Genomic DNA, 14,732 nt, shown 5'->3' on the forward strand with positions numbered 1-14,732 from the left:
GACTCAGCAGCTCCCTGAGCCTAGTAGGAGAAGGCCATCGGCTTGTCGGCGTCACTCGAGTCGCCGCCGATCTTGGTGGGCGGGTTGAGATCGGAGTCGGTGAGCTCGGGCGGCCCTGCCTTGACGTACTTCGCGAGCAGCTTGACCTCGACGACGGCGAGGATCGCGTAGATCGCCGTGTAGACGGTCATCGATGTGATGACCTCGCCCTGCGAGACGGTGGGGGAGACCCCGAACCGGGTCTGCAGAACCCCGTAGACGACCCACGGCTGACGGCCCATCTCGGTGAAGATCCAGCCCCAGGAGTTGGCGATCAGCGGGAAGGCCAGGGTCCAGATGGCGATGCGCCAGCCCCACTTGGTGAGCGTCGGGCCGAGTGCCTTGTTCTTGAACAGGACCAGGTGCGGCGCCTCGTCCTCACCGACCCTCAGGTGCTGCGGCAGCATGAACTTCTTGCGGGTCAGCCAGAGTCCGATGATGCCGATCACGAAGGACGCCATGCCGAAGCCGATCATCCAGCGGAACGCCCAGAAGGTGACCGGGATGATGGGGCGGTAGTCACCGGGACCGTACTTCGCCTGCTCGGCCTTGTTCGTGTCGTTGATGCCGGGGACATACGAGTTGAAGTCGTCGTTGGCGAGGAACGACAGTATCCCCGGGATCGACAGCTCGACGGTGTTGTGCCCCTTGCTGACGTCCCCGTACGCGAAGATCGAGAAGGGTGCGGATTCCTGGCCGTCCCACAGCGCCTCGGCGGCGGCCATCTTCATCGGCTGCTGCTTGAACATGACCTTGCCGAGGGTGTCACCGCTGATCGCCGTGAGCAGGCCGGCGATGACGACGGTGACCAGGCCGAGCCGCAGCGAGGTCTTCATGATGGCGATGTGCCTCTTGCGGACCAGGTGGATCGCGGCGATGCCCACCATGAAGGCGCCGCCGGTCAGGAAGGCCGCCGTGAGGGTGTGGAACGCCTGCGCGAGCGCGGTGTTCTGGGTCAGCACGTGCCAGAAGTCGGTGAGTTCCGCGCGCCCCTTCGCTTTGTTGATCCGGTAGCCGACGGGGTGCTGCATCCACGAGTTGGCCGCGAGGATGAAGTACGCAGACAGGACGGTGCCGATCGAGACCATCCAGATGCAGGCGAGATGGAGCTTCTTCGGGAGCCTGTCCCAGCCGAAGATCCACAGCCCGATGAAGGTGGACTCGAAGAAGAAGGCGATCAGAGCCTCGAAGGCGAGCGGCGCACCGAAGATGTCGCCGACGAAGCGTGAGTAGGCGGACCAGTTCATGCCGAACTGGAACTCCTGGACGATGCCGGTGACGACGCCCATCGCGATGTTGATCAGGAAGAGCTTGCCCCAGAACTTGGTGGCCCTGAGGTACTTCTGGTTCTCCGTACGTACCCAGGCCGTCTGCAGGCCGGCGACGAGCGCCGCGAGCGAGATCGTCAGGGGGACGAAGAAGAAGTGGTAGACGGTGATAATGCCGAACTGCCATCGCGCCAGAGTCTCCGGCGCCAAAGCCAATTCCACGTCGTCAGTCTCCTTACGTCGCCGTGGTCACAGCGGCAGTTTGCCCGCTTTATCGCAGACATCACGGGAGCAACAGGACACGCTTGTGAACGCGTTCACATTCACAAGCAATTATGACGCATGCCCGTTCGAAGGATGAGGGGTGGGGGGTCCCTAAGCGGGACCGATGGACCCCCGACGGGAGGGAACGGTGGCCCCTGGTGCGCGAGTGGTTCCCGGGCCCGCTCCCTGTCCCCGCCCCGCACCCATCCCGAGCGTGCCGCGCGCGCCGAGGCCCCGTACACGGTGAACGCGTACGGGGCCTCGGTCATGGCTCGCAGACGGATGCCCGCGCCGCCCACAGGCGCTGCCCGGTGAACAGGCCGGCCCGCGAACAGGCGCGGGACGATGGGCAGGCGCCGCCAGATGAGCAGCCCGGCCTGACAGGCAGGCGTCACCCGCTGGACAGGTACTGTCCGGCGGGCAGGTGTTCCGGCGGGCAGGTGTTCCGGCGCGCCGGTGTTCCGCCGGACGACTACAGCTCCTCGCGGAATCCCTCGGTCGCCTTCAGGAAGATGTCGTTCGCCTCGGTCTCGCCGATGGTGACGCGGACGCCCTCGCCCGCGAACGGACGCACGACGACACCGGCCTGCTCGCAGTGGGCGGCGAAGTCGAGGGTGCGCTCCCCCAGCCGCAGCCACACGAAGTTGGCCTGGGTCTCGGGCACCGTCCAGCCCTGACCGCGCAGGGCGTCGACCACCCGGGTGCGCTCGGACACCAGGGAGCCGACCCGGCCGAGCAGTTCGTCCTCGGCGCGCAGGCTCGCCACCGCGGCGTCCTGGGCCAGTTGGCTCACACCGAACGGCACCGCCGTCTTGCGCAGGGCCGCCGCCACCGGCTCGTGAGCGATCGCGAAACCGACCCGGAGACCGGCCAGCCCGTACGCCTTGGAGAAGGTGCGCAGCACACAGACGTTGGGCCGGTCACGGTAGATCGCCACACCGTCCGGCACCTCGACGTCACGGATGAACTCGCGGTACGCCTCGTCCAGGACGACCAGCACATCGCTCGGGACCCGGTCCAGGAACCGCTCCAGCTCGGCCCGGCGCACCACGGTGCCGGTCGGGTTGTTCGGGTTGCAGAGGAAGATCAGCCGGGTCCGGTCGGTGATGGCGTCGGCCATCGCGTCCAGGTCGTGGACCTCACCCGGGGTCAGCGGCACCTGCACCGAGGTGGCCCCGCTGATCTGCGTGATGATCGGGTACGCCTCGAAGGACCGCCAGGCGTAGATGACCTCGTCACCGGGACCGCTCGTCGCCTGCAGCAGCGACTGCGCGACGCCGACCGAGCCGGTGCCGGTCGCCAGGTGGGAGACCGGGACGCCGAACCGGTCCGACAGCTCGTTCATCAGGCCGGTGCACGCCATATCCGGGTAGCGGTTGAACGACCCGGTCGCCGCGGCCAGGCTCTCGACCACCCCGGGCAGCGGCGGATACGGGTTCTCGTTGGAGGACAGCTTGTACGCCACGGCACCGGCCGCGGCGGGCTTGCCCGGCTTGTAGGTGGGGATACCCGCCAGCTCCGCACGCAGCTTGGGGTTCGTCTCGCTCACCGCAGTCCTCCTCGCGACCACCAGCGGCTCATGACCACCACCGGCTACCAATGCTTCTCACCTTATGAGGATTCGGCGCCGCTGCGAATGGCCTGTGGACAACCGGACACCACCTCGTGTCCGGCCGGGTGATCATCCGCGTACGCGGGCCCGGCCATCGCCGTCGCACGAGCCGCGGCCTTCCTCCTACGAAGTCGTACGAAAAGGGGGCGCGTCGACAGGCTCCACATGCGCCGGTGGCTCACGCCGTGGCGCGCATCCCTCGTACAGGTGAGTTGAGACCTCTTCGAAACATGGCCCACTTGGCAGGCCCATGCGCGCCGACAAGTCACGTACGGGGGTTGGATTATCCAACTACCTTCGCTTCAAAGGAAGTTAGGTACTTTGGACCATGCAGAAACGTGTCTGTCAACGCGTGCATATGCGTCCGCACTACCCCACCGTATGAGCCCTACTATCGGCTCGCCATGACAGCAGCAGGGAAGCACCAGGTGAGCCGGGCGGAGACCTCCCGCCGAGGCGGTCGGCCGGGCCGGGCGGGCATCAGAGACGTGGCCGCGGCAGCAGGGGTCTCCATCACAACCGTGTCCGATGCCCTCAACGGCAAGGGCCGGCTCCCGGACGCCACCCGACGCCATGTCCGCGAGGTCGCCGACCGGCTGGGCTATCGCCCGTCGGCCGCGGCCCGAACCCTCCGAACCGGCAAGTCGGGTCTGATCGGCCTGACCGTCACCACGTACGGGGATGAACCTTTCACCTTCACCGAGTTCGCGTACTTCGCCGAGATGGCCAGAGCCGCCACCTCGGCCGCGCTCGCCCGGGGATACGCCCTGGTCATCCTTCCCGCGACCTCCCGCCACGACGTGTGGTCGAACGTCGCCCTGGACGGAACCGTGGTCATCGACCCGTCCGACCAGGATCCGGTCGTCAGCGAACTGGTCCGCCAGGGGCTGCCGGTCGTCTCCGACGGCCGGCCCGCGGGATCGCTCCCGGTCACCGCCTGGGTGGACAACGACCACGAGGCCGCCGTCCTCGGCATCCTCGACCACCTCGCCGCCGCGGGAGCCCGCCGCATCGGCCTCCTCACCGGCACCACCACGGACACGTACACCCACCTCTCCACCACCGCATACCTGCGCTGGTGCGAGAGCGTGGGCCAGGATCCGGTGTACGAGGCCTATCCGGCACACGATCCGTGCGCGGGAGCCGTCGCCGCCGATCGCCTCCTCGCCCGGCCCGACCGCCCGGACGCCGTCTACGGCCTCTTCGACCCGAACGGCACCGACCTGCTGGCCGCGGCCCGCCGCTACGGTCTGCGCGTACCCGACGACCTGCTGCTGGTCTGCTGCAGCGAGTCGACGGTCTACGCCAGCACCGAGCCTCCCGTCACGACCCTCTCCCTCAAACCGCGCAGAATCGGCACAGCCGTCGTCCAGCTGCTGATCGACGCCATCGAGGGGGTCGAATCGGACCAACCGGTCGAGCAGGTGATACCGACGGAGCTGATCGTGAGGACCTCGTCGCAGCGTCGTCCGCCCCGTACGACCGTCAGTCCGCCCCGATCACCCGAGCAGGGTTGACGCCCGATACGACAAGGGCGGGACCAGCCCCGCCCAATTCGGGCGAAAACCGCGGTGAACTGGGCTCCTGTTCCGATTCACCACCCCTGGGTCATCACATGGCGCGATCCGCATTCCTATGATGGGCGGACGACACCGCGGGCCGCTGCGACCAGGCAGTCCGAACCGGTGCAGATGCGGCGCGATCGTGGTGGAGGGGTCGATGACTCAGGGGGCCGGTCAGGGACCCGAGGTGACGCGGACGGCGACGTTGCGCGACTTCCGGGTACCCGGGTACGTCCATGAGACCGGTCCGTATGCGCAGGACACGCCTCAGGGCGAGGGCGCCGGACCCGTCGGGGGGACCGCGCGGTACGCGTCGGGAGAGTCCTCGCCGTACATGTCCGGGGAGTCTCCCGCGGAGTTTCCGGGAGAGTTCTCCGAGGGGTACACCCCCACACAGCGCGATCTGCCGGTCATCAATCGGGGTGACACCCTCCAGGTCGCCGTCGACCCCGCCGGCATCCACGCCCCGGCACCCGGCGCGGGCCCCGGCCCGCTGTACGTCGTCGGGGATGTGCACGGCTATCTCGACCAGCTCGTCGACGCGCTCCGGGAGAAGGGCCTCGTCGACCCCGCGGGCAACTGGTCGGCCGGCACCTCGCGGCTGTGGTTCCTCGGCGACTTCACGGACCGCGGCCCGGACGGCATCGGCGTGATCGACCTCGTGATGCGGCTGTCCGCCGAGGCGGCCGCGGCCGGTGGCTACTGCAAGGCACTCATGGGCAACCACGAGCTGCTGCTGCTCGGCGCCAAGAGGTTCGGCGACGCCCCCGTCAGCTCCGGCGCGGGTACCGCCACCTTCCAGGCCGCCTGGCTGCTCAACGGCGGCCAAAAAACGGACATGGACCGCCTCCAGGACCACCACCTGCAGTGGATGGCTCGCCTCGACGCCATGGAACAGGTCGACGGGCACCTCCTGGTGCACTCCGACACCACCGCCTATCTCGACTACGGCGACTCCATCGAAGCGGTCAACGACACCGTCCGCGAAACCCTCACCCGCAACGACGCGGACGAATGCTGGGACCTCTTCCGCAAGTTCACCCGCCGCTTCGCCTTCCGCGACGACGGCGCCGAGGCCGTCCGCGAACTGCTCGACGTATACGGCGGCACGCGCGTCGTCCACGGTCACAGCCCCATCCCGTACCTTCTCGGAGAGGTCGGCCCGGAGGACGGCGAGGCGGGTGCGGGCCCCGTGGTCGAAGGACCGCACCTCTACGCCGACGGGCTGGCCATCGCGATGGACGGCGGAGTGACCATGGCCGGAAAGCTGCTGGTCCAGCAACTTCCGCTGGATATCTGAGCGTTCACCGGGCAGGCGTCCCGCGGACGGATCACATCGGCCGGGGGCCAATTTCCGGAAACCCCCTGTCACGGCGTGCCGTCACCGCTCTACCATCGGCTTATCCGTAGCAGGCTCCCCTCCGTTTCTGCCCAACGGCTCGTCAGCGTGCGAGCCATCAGCCCTACGGAGCATCGGGGGATGCAGATGAACAGCGTTCCGCAGCACCTGCTGAGCGAGGACCGCCAGGACTACGAGCGGATCCTCGATGAGGCGCTGCGCTCCGCACCACACCGCCCGGAACTCGCCGCTGTCGGCCAGCGGCTCAACCTCGAACAACTGCGCACCATGGCGCTCAACGCCACAGTTCTCATCACGACGGCCGCGTCGGACGAGTACACGCACTATGTGAAGGTCCGCGAGGAACTGCGCCGCCCGGTGCGGTCCACCCCGGTCGTCGACGAGGAAGTCGGCTCCACGGAGCCGGACACGACCGCGATGGGGCTCGCCGCCACCGTGGGAGAGGTCACCGAGACGGCCGGTGCCGGCGCGGTCGCCGTCGTCGCGGTGCTCGCCCCCGTCCTCGCCGGGACAGCCGCGGTGATCTTCCTGCTCGTGGGTTACGTCCTGAAGATGCTCGATCCCGCGCCTGCCATCGCCAGGACCCTCCTGACCACCGGATGGGTCTTCGGCGCGGTCACGGCGGCCGCGATTCTCGTCGCCGCGACCGGACTGCTGCTGACCGCACTGCGCAACAGCTCGTCGTCGCTCCGGGCCGGAGCGGGCGGCGAACTGACCGAACAGGTCGAGCGGGCCAGGGAAGCCTGGCGCGACGCCCTGCTGGAGCACGGCATCCTGCCGTTTCTCCGGGAAGCCCTCGCGGACCCGGGCTCGGCGGCACTGGGTCGCCCGGCACCGGCTCCGAGCCGGATTCCCCACCTCGGCTACGACCGGCCGGGGTTCAGCAGCCCCGACGGCGGACCCGCGGCCGGCCCGCGCCCGAGCTTCTCCAGCCCGGACTTCACCAGCCCGGACTTCGGGGGGCCGGAACACCAGCCCGAGTGACCCGGTCGGCCGACGGCCGGGCTCGAGGGAGAATCGGGTCCCGCGCGGGCGCGCGGGCCCGACGGGCGTCACCTGTGCGAGCCTGCGCGTCCGTCACAGATACGGGCCAGTAAGGCTGCCACGGGTGCGGGCCCGTACGGCCGTCGCGGGTGCGAGCCAGTACATCCGTCACGGAAGCGGAGCCTGTACGGCCGCGCTGAGGCGGTCCCGCGGGGGTCATCCGCTGCCTCGGACCGTCTCAGATGATGCCCAGCCGCCGCGCCTCCCTCGTCCACGAAGGGAACTCGGACAGCAGCCGGTCGTAGAGCTCCGGATCCGGTACGTCGCCGATGTCGTCGACCGCGAAGAAGCCCACGTTGTCGACGCGTCGGCCCGGCAGCGTGTCGAACCGCTCCAGAACGCCGTAGTTGGACCGCCCCAGTCCGACGAACTGCCAGAAGACCGGCTCGTCCACCGCCTCCAGCAGTTCCTTCTCGATCTCCTTGTTGCGGTAGACACCGCCGTCGGAGAAGAAGAGCACCAGCGTGGGATCGGCGGCCGGATGCTCGCGGACATACGTCCGGACCTCGGCGATCACCTTCTGCTCCTCGTTCTGGATCCCGACCGCCCTCATGTCCACCTGCCCCGGCAACAGCCCCTTGCGCGGCTTCCTGCTCCGCCGGAACAAGGTCAGCTCACCGACCCGGACATGGCGCTCCAGCCACTCCGGCAGGTCCCCCAGGGCAAGGTCGGGCAACCGGGCCGGGTTCGACGCGAAGGTCCACGCCTGCATCTCTCCGTCGTCGTCCAACTGCGCGGCCACCGCGGCCATGCGCTCCACCACATCGGCCACGACACCCCTCGAATACAGGAACGACATCGACCCGGAGGCGTCCAGAACGAGGATGACGCGCGCCGTCACACCCACCGCCCCGTGCTTGCGCAGACTGACCGCCACCTGCTCCTTGCGCAGGGAGAGCCGCTTGCGCATGTCCACGGGCAACCGGTCCTCGCCCTTGATGAGACGAGGAGCCGAGCCGACGACCGGGGCCGGAGGTGCGGAGGGAGCCGTCGGGACGGGCACGGTCGCAGGGGCAGGGGCAGGGGCAGGGGCAGGCGCCGGCGCCGGCATCGGTGCGGGCGGGGGTGCCGATGCGGACGGGGGCATCGATGCGGAAGCCGGCGTCACCTTGGGCCGGGGTGGAACGGCAGGCGGGGCCGCGTAAGGTGCCGCTGCCCCGGACGAGGCATCTCCGGAGCCCGCGGCTCGGGAGACCGCGCCCATGGAGCCCGCGCCCGTGGAGCCGGCGCTCCCGGACGCGTTCGGCTCCTCGTCCACGCTGATCCCGAAGTCGGTGGCCAGGCCCGCGAGTCCGGAGTCGTACCCCTGACCCACCGCGCGGAACTTCCACCGACCGCCCCGCAGATACAGTTCACCCCCGATGAACGCGGTCTCCGTCGTCGCCTCCATCTCGAAGAGCGCCAGCTCCAGCCCGGTCCCGGCGTCGAGCAGCCTCAGCCGCAGGCCCGACAGCCGGCCGAAGGTGCCCCCGTCGGCGGAGGCGCCCAGGACGACCCGCTGGATCTCCGGCTCCAGGGCACGCAGGTCCACTCCGACGGTGTCCGTCGTTGCGTCGCCTTCCCTCCGCTTCCCCAGGTGACGAACGGCACCGGAGGCGTGCCTGGGCTGGTTGTAGAAGACGAAGTCACCGTCGTCCCGCACCCGTCCGTCCGCGCGGAGCAGCAGAGCCGAGGCGTCGGCGTCCGGCGTACCGGGGCCCCCGGACCAGCCGAGCACGACCTGCACCTCCTGCGCGGCAACTGGAATGTTGGCGCCCTTGCTCATCGATGTCGGTGTCATGAGCCCAGTCTGCCTAGAGAACCCGCCACCGGAACCGACCTATACGCCTACACGCACACCGGGCGGCCCTGGTGCCTACGCCCGCACGCCACACGCGCACGCCACACTCGCGTGCCGCGTGGCTCTTGCATCACACCCCACGCCCCACTCCCCACGCCGCCGAAGACGGCGGACCCGGTGAACACCACCGAGCGCCGGACGCGGGCATCAGGCACCGACTCAGGGAGATCCGGCCGCGTCGGTCGCCGCCCGTACGAACTCCCGAAGCCGCTCGGTGGTGTTGCCCTCCATCCACACCAGTCCCCGTTCGATCGGCTGCGCGTCGTGAAGGGGCACGTAGGCGACATCGGGCCGGGGGTAGTACTGCCGCGAGTGCTCTCCGACCGGGAGGACGCCCCGGCCCATCGCGACCAGAGTCAGCATTTCGGAGAACGACCCGCCGACCGGGCCCTTCGGAACGGACCTGCCCGAGGGGGTGCGGTCCGGTGTGCGGTCCCGCTTGAACCCCGCCGAGGTCACCTGGGGGTACTGCACCACGGGATGTTCCGCGAGCACCTCGACGGACACCCGCTCCTCGCCGGCCAGCGGATGACCGGCCGCCACGGCCAGCACGCGTCTCTCCCGCAGCAGCGCGGGGCCGCAGGCCATTCCGTCGAAGGGGAACGAGGCGAGCAGGACGTCGATCGAACCGTCCAGCAGACTCGCGCGGGAGTTGGACAGCTGAACCTCCCGCACGTCGACCCGGCAGTCGGGATGGCGCTCGCCGAACAGACCGACCGCCCTGAGCAGTGCGGGGGCCGTCCACTCGCCGAGGAAGGCGACCCGCAGTTCCCCGGTGACCCCACGACTCGCGTCGGCCGCCCTTCGCAGCGCCGCCTCCATCCCGGCGACCAACGGCGTCAGATCGTCCGCCAGTTGTCTGCCGATCGGGGTGAGCACGACGGAACGACTGTTACGTTCGAACAGCGAGCCGCCGACTCTGCGTTCCAGTTTCTTGATCACCTGGCTGACCCGCCCGGTCGTGATCAGCAACCGCTCGGCGGTCCGGCCGAAGTGCAGTTCCTCGGTCAGCGTCAGGAAGGCCTCGACCTCCAGTCGCTCCAGCATGAAACCCCCAGCGTTAAATCTGGCTCAACGATTGTATGACGATCACGCCTTGATGGCGCCTGCCCTGCGGCGGATCCTGGAACACGTCCACCCGGCCCTCGGAGAAGAGCCGACGAGTCCCACGGACACCCGAGCACACGGCCGCCGAGACGTCCGAACGCAGCGACACGGGCAGGCAGGCCCAATGCGGTCGCGCACAGACACAAAGGCACATCGGAGCTCGCATCCACCCACCCACCGCACCCCTCCTGAACGGGACCCGCATGAACTCCTCGGACATCACCTCCTACCTGAACGATCTCGACGGCCCGCTGCGCGACGTCGGCGAGAGGACCAGGTCTGTCATCGACTCGGCCCTCCCAGACGGCTCCGGTGCGCTGTGGCACGGCCATCCCACCTGGAGCCTCGGAGACAAGCCGGGTCAGACCCCGATCTGCCTGCTCAAGGCCTACAAGTCCTACGTCACCTTCGGCCTCTGGCGTGGCCAGGAAGTGGCCGATCCATCGGGCCGGCTGGTCGCCGGAGCCCGCCACATGGCCTCCGTGAAGCTCAGCAGGTCCGCCGACGTCGATCCCGCCCTGTTCAGCGAGTGGCTTCGCCTCGCCGTCGCCCTGGAGACGAAGTGACCACCGTGCGTGTCAAGGCGTTCGACCATCTGGTGCTCAACGTCGAGGACGTCGAACGGTCCCTGGCCTTCTACACCGGACTGCTCGGCCTGGCACCCGTACGCGTCGCCGAGTGGCGGGGCGGCCAGGCCCCGTTCCCGTCGGTGAGAATCACCGCGGAAACCATCATCGACCTGGTCGCCCATGCCCGCGGGGAGTCCAACGTCGACCACATCTGTCTCACCGTGGAACCACTGGACTGGAACGAGGTCATCGCGTCGGGTTCGTTCACGGTGATTCAGGGCCCCGTGGAACGCTTCGGCGCGCGGGGCACCGCCACCTCGGTCTACGTCCAGGACCCCGACGGCAACACGGTGGAACTGCGTTGGTACCCGCAGGACACCGCGCCATGACCGGCCGAGGGACGTGGTCCGGGTGTGCGCCCCGGACCACGTCCCTGTGGAGCGGCTCAGTCGGCCAGTGGCAGGTACACGCGGTTGCCCGCCTCGGCGAACTCCTTGGATTTCTGGAGCATCCCCTCAGCGATCTCGTCGGCTGATACCCCCTCAGTCGCCGCACCACCGAACCGCTCCGTGATGCTTTGGCTGATCTTCATCGAGCAGAACTTCGGCCCGCACATGGAGCAGAAGTGGGCCGTCTTGGCAGGTTCGGCCGGCAGGGTCTGGTCGTGGAACTCCCTTGCCGTGTCCGGATCGAGAGCCAGGTTGAACTGGTCCTCCCACCGGAACTCGAAGCGGGCGTCGGAGAGCGCGTCATCCCAATCCTGTGCACCTGGGTGCCCCTTGGCGAGGTCGGCTGCGTGGGCGGCGATCTTGTAGGTGATGACGCCGGTCTTGACGTCGTCACGATCGGGCAGGCCCAAGTGCTCCTTGGGCGTGACGTAGCAGAGCATGGCCGTGCCCCACCAGGCGATCATCGCGGCACCGATGCCGGAAGTGATGTGGTCGTACGCCGGCGCGACGTCCGTCGTCAGCGGGCCGAGCGTATAGAACGGAGCTTCATCACAGATCTCCTGCTGAAGGTCGATGTTCTCCTTGATCTTGTGCATCGGGACATGCCCCGGGCCTTCGATCATCGTCTGTACCTGAAAACGCTTCGCGATCGTGTTGAGTTCCCCGAGCGTCCTCAACTCCGCGAATTGCGCTGCGTCGTTGGCGTCCGCGATGGAGCCGGGCCGCAGACCGTCGCCGAGCGAGTAGGTGACGTCGTACGCGGCGAGGATCTCGCAGAGCTCCTCGAAGTTCTCGTACAGGAACGACTCCTTGTGGTGCGCGAGGCACCATGCCGCCATGATCGAGCCGCCACGCGAGACGATGCCGGTCTTTCGGTTGGCGGTGAGCGGCACGTATGCCAGGCGAACGCCCGCGTGGACCGTCATGTAGTCCACGCCCTGCTCGGCCTGCTCGATGACCGTGTCCTTGTAGATCTCCCAGGTCAGCTCCTCGGCCCGGCCGTCGACCTTTTCCAGCGCCTGATAGAGCGGCACCGTACCGATGGGGACGGGGGAGTTGCGCAGCACCCATTCGCGCGTGGTGTGGATGTTGCGTCCGGTCGACAGGTCCATGACCGTGTCGGCGCCCCAGCGGGTCGCCCAGGTCATCTTCTCGACCTCCTCCTCGATGGAGGAAGTGACCGCGGAATTGCCGATGTTGGCGTTGACCTTCACCAGGAACCGCTTGCCGATGATCATCGGCTCGATCTCCGGGTGGTTGACGTTCACCGGCAGCACCGCCCGGCCGGCGGCGATCTCCTCCCGTACGACCTCGGTGTCGACGTTCTCGCGGATCGCCACGAACTCCATCTCGGGCGTGATCTCGCCGCGTCGCGCGTACGCGAGCTGGGTGACCGCCTGCCCGGCACGTCCCCGGCGCGGCTGGCGCGGCCTCCCGGGGAAAACGGCGTCGAGGTTGCGCAAGCCCCCGCGCGGGGATGTGTGCTTGATCCCGTCGTCCTCGGGGCGGACAGGACGGCCCGCGTACTCCTCGGTGTCTCCGCGGGCGATGATCCAGCTCTCGCGCAGCGGAGCCAGTCCCCTGCGCACCTCGGTGTCGACGGTCGGATCGGTGTACGGGCCGGAGGTGTCGTACAGAGTCACGGACTGACCGTTGGTGAGGTGCACCTGGCGAACCGGCACCCGCAGATCGGAACGCGTGCCCCCGAGGTACGCCTTGTGCCAGCCGATGGACTTCCCGGCCTCGCCGTTCGGGGACGGCGGCGAAGCCCCGTCCGTCTGACTGGAGGCAGACGTGCGTACATCTTTGTTGGTCATGAGACCTACTCCCTACGCCGGCATTACCCGGTAACAGGTTCAGCGGTCGACGCAGCGGCTTCCGTTCGTCGATGTTTCATGTGAAACATCGCGAAGACGGAGGTCAGCGCCCTCTCAGCCCGGTGCTCCGAGCTCCCGCGTGTGCAAAGGTGCCTCCACGCTAGCGTCATATTTGGCGCGGTGAACAGAGGGCCCTTGCCGTCCTTGCGATGATCGGGCGGTGACAACCACCCAGCAGCACCCGTTCCCGCCGCCCGAGCCGCCGCGGCGCCCGGGCTCCGACGACGGCCATGGGCACGGCTCCGGCAACGGGCATGGTCATGGACACGGGCCGGGTGGTGGACCTGGTCCCGGACCGGGCAGTGATCACCACGGTCCCGGCGGCGGACACGGGCCGGATCCCGTCGGTGGCCATGGGGAGGGTCCGAGCGCCGGGCACGGGCACTCGCACAGCCACGGTCCCGCCGCGCCGGTCTCCAAGCATCTGCGCAAGGTCATCGCCGCGGTGCTCATCCCCTTCGCAGCCGCGGTGGCGGTGGGTCTCGTGGTGCTGTGGCCCGGCGGCGCGCCTTCCCACCAGCGCACCGGTGTCGGATTCGACCGGCAGACCCAGCAGGCGACTGTCACCAGGATCGACCAGGTGGACTGCAAGTCCGTGAACGCCTCCGCGGAAACCCCGACGGGCGACACCTCCACCGCCGAGGGATCCTCCGCTCAGCGGCAGGCAGCGGGTAGATGCAAGAAGGCGACGGTCCGGATCGACACCGGCAAGGACAAGGGCCGTACGTTCTTCGAGATCGTTCAGCCGGATCAGTCACGGCAGTTGCATCAGAGCGAGAAGGTCGTCGTCGCGTACGAGCCCTCGGCTCCCAAGGATCTCCAGTACTCGGTCACGGACGCGAACCGGAAGCTGCCCCTGGCGCTGCTCGCCCTGATCTTCGCCGTGGTGGTCGTGGTGATCGGTCGGATGCGCGGCGTCATGGCGCTGGTCGCCCTGGCCATCAGTTTCATGATCCTGAACTTCTTCATCCTGCCCGCGATCCTGCAGGGTTCGAACCCGCTGCTCGTGGCCGTTGTCGGATCCAGCGCGATCATGCTGATCGCGCTCTACATGTGTCATGGTCTGTCGGCCCGGACATCCGTGGCGGTGGTCGGCACCCTTCTCTCACTGGTGCTGATCGGTCTCCTGGGCTCGGTCTTCATCGACTGGGCCGTACTGACCGGCAACACCGACGACAGCACCGGCCTGATCCACGGTCTGTACCCGTCCATCGACATGAGCGGCCTGCTGCTGGCCGGAGTCATCATCGGCTCGCTCGGCGTCCTCGACGACGTGACGGTGACGCAGACGTCGGCGGTCTGGGAACTGCACGAGGCGAATCCCACGATGGGCCGGCGTGGCCTGTACCGCGCGGGCATCCGTATCGGCCGCGACCACATCGCGTCGGTCGTCAACACGCTCGTCCTGGCATACGCGGGCGCCGCGCTGCCGCTGATGCTGCTCTTCTCGATCGCACAGAGCAGCGTAGGAACCGTCGCCAACAGCGAACTGGTCGCTGAGGAGATCGTGCGCACCCTGGTCGGATCGATCGGTCTGGTCGCAGCGGTGCCGGTGACGACCGCGCTGGCCGCCCTGGTGGTCGCCGCGGACCGTGAAGGGGCCGAACCCGTCCCCGTTCAGCCCTCGGCCGCCAGGACGCCGGCACGGAGCGGGAAGGGACGCCGCCGCAAGCACTGAGCCGTCCACCGGAAGCGCTGAAACCATCCTGCATGGACGCCCCTTGTGAGGAAGCGTTACTCC

The 14,732-nt window shown here is 68.5% G+C and carries 11 protein-coding genes and 1 riboswitch; of the genes, 6 read left to right on the forward strand and 5 right to left on the reverse strand.

The window, feature by feature from the left end:
* Window positions 1-20 precede the first annotated feature (20 nt).
* On the reverse strand, window positions 21-1,529 hold the full coding sequence (locus ACFYW8_RS12545; protein ID WP_365869386.1) for a cytochrome ubiquinol oxidase subunit I: 1,509 nt from the start codon (window positions 1,527-1,529) through the stop codon (window positions 21-23).
* Between the two features lie 514 nt (window positions 1,530-2,043).
* Window positions 2,044-3,120, reverse strand: coding sequence for a histidinol-phosphate transaminase (gene hisC / locus ACFYW8_RS12550; RefSeq protein ID WP_365869385.1), 1,077 nt, complete (start codon window positions 3,118-3,120; stop codon window positions 2,044-2,046).
* 467 nt (window positions 3,121-3,587) lie between these two features.
* Between hisC and ACFYW8_RS12555 the strand changes: the two genes are divergently transcribed.
* The 3 genes from ACFYW8_RS12555 to ACFYW8_RS12565 all read left to right on the forward strand — a co-directional run bounded on the left by ACFYW8_RS12555 (window position 3,588) and on the right by ACFYW8_RS12565 (window position 7,089).
* A complete protein-coding gene (locus ACFYW8_RS12555; protein WP_365869384.1) occupies window positions 3,588-4,700 on the forward strand; it encodes a LacI family DNA-binding transcriptional regulator in 1,113 nt (370 codons plus the stop codon).
* A 202-nt stretch (window positions 4,701-4,902) separates the two neighbouring features.
* The gene (locus ACFYW8_RS12560; RefSeq protein WP_389071727.1) at window positions 4,903-6,045 is read left to right on the forward strand and encodes a metallophosphoesterase; all 1,143 of its coding nucleotides are present in this window, start codon (window positions 4,903-4,905) and stop codon (window positions 6,043-6,045) included.
* A 180-nt stretch (window positions 6,046-6,225) separates the two neighbouring features.
* A complete protein-coding gene (locus ACFYW8_RS12565) occupies window positions 6,226-7,089 on the forward strand; it encodes a hypothetical protein (RefSeq protein WP_365869382.1) in 864 nt (287 codons plus the stop codon).
* A gap of 238 nt (window positions 7,090-7,327) precedes the next feature.
* On the opposite strand, the gene ACFYW8_RS12570 is transcribed toward ACFYW8_RS12565, so the two are convergent.
* Window positions 7,328-8,929: a VWA domain-containing protein gene (locus ACFYW8_RS12570; protein WP_389071733.1), complete on the reverse strand. Its 1,602-nt coding sequence runs from the start codon at window positions 8,927-8,929 to the stop codon at window positions 7,328-7,330.
* A 219-nt stretch (window positions 8,930-9,148) separates the two neighbouring features.
* The gene (locus ACFYW8_RS12575; RefSeq protein ID WP_389071738.1) at window positions 9,149-10,036 is read right to left on the reverse strand and encodes a LysR family transcriptional regulator; all 888 of its coding nucleotides are present in this window, start codon (window positions 10,034-10,036) and stop codon (window positions 9,149-9,151) included.
* Between the two features lie 263 nt (window positions 10,037-10,299).
* Between ACFYW8_RS12575 and ACFYW8_RS12580 the strand changes: the two genes are divergently transcribed.
* The gene (locus tag ACFYW8_RS12580) at window positions 10,300-10,662 is read left to right on the forward strand and encodes a DUF1801 domain-containing protein (RefSeq protein ID WP_389071742.1); all 363 of its coding nucleotides are present in this window, start codon (window positions 10,300-10,302) and stop codon (window positions 10,660-10,662) included.
* Window positions 10,663-10,667: 5 nt separating this feature from the next.
* Window positions 10,668-11,054 carry a VOC family protein gene (locus ACFYW8_RS12585; RefSeq protein ID WP_365869583.1) on the forward strand — a complete coding sequence of 129 codons (387 nt, stop codon included), beginning with the start codon at window positions 10,668-10,670 and terminating at the stop codon, window positions 11,052-11,054.
* 56 nt (window positions 11,055-11,110) lie between these two features.
* On the opposite strand, the gene thiC is transcribed toward ACFYW8_RS12585, so the two are convergent.
* Entirely contained in the window at window positions 11,111-12,931 is a 1,821-nt protein-coding gene (gene thiC / locus ACFYW8_RS12590) for a phosphomethylpyrimidine synthase ThiC (RefSeq protein WP_389071745.1), read from the reverse strand.
* Window positions 12,924-13,080, reverse strand: a riboswitch (TPP riboswitch). (Overlaps the previous gene by 8 nt.)
* A gap of 71 nt (window positions 13,081-13,151) precedes the next feature.
* Between thiC and ACFYW8_RS12595 the strand changes: the two genes are divergently transcribed.
* Window positions 13,152-14,669, forward strand: a complete 1,518-nt coding sequence (locus ACFYW8_RS12595) for a YibE/F family protein (RefSeq protein WP_389071750.1) — start codon at window positions 13,152-13,154, stop codon at window positions 14,667-14,669.
* The last annotated feature ends 63 nt before the right edge of the window (window positions 14,670-14,732 follow it).

Origin of the sequence: Streptomyces sp. NPDC002742 (assembly GCF_042888885.1) — a bacterium.
Taxonomy (GTDB): Bacteria; Actinomycetota; Actinomycetes; order Streptomycetales; family Streptomycetaceae; genus Streptomyces.

Excerpts from the sequence above, each read along its gene's own strand:
- ACFYW8_RS12570 (WP_389071733.1), bottom strand. The coding sequence starts at position 8,929 with ATGACACCGACATCGATGAGCAAGGGCGCCAACATTCCAGTTGCCGCG.
- thiC (WP_389071745.1), bottom strand. The coding sequence starts at position 12,931 with ATGACCAACAAAGATGTACGCACGTCTGCCTCCAGTCAGACGGACGGG.
- ACFYW8_RS12555 (WP_365869384.1), top strand. The coding sequence starts at position 3,588 with ATGACAGCAGCAGGGAAGCACCAGGTGAGCCGGGCGGAGACCTCCCGC.
- ACFYW8_RS12575 (WP_389071738.1), bottom strand. The coding sequence starts at position 10,036 with ATGCTGGAGCGACTGGAGGTCGAGGCCTTCCTGACGCTGACCGAGGAA.
- ACFYW8_RS12580 (WP_389071742.1), top strand. The coding sequence starts at position 10,300 with ATGAACTCCTCGGACATCACCTCCTACCTGAACGATCTCGACGGCCCG.
- ACFYW8_RS12565 (WP_365869382.1), top strand. The coding sequence starts at position 6,226 with ATGCAGATGAACAGCGTTCCGCAGCACCTGCTGAGCGAGGACCGCCAG.
- ACFYW8_RS12560 (WP_389071727.1), top strand. The coding sequence starts at position 4,903 with ATGACTCAGGGGGCCGGTCAGGGACCCGAGGTGACGCGGACGGCGACG.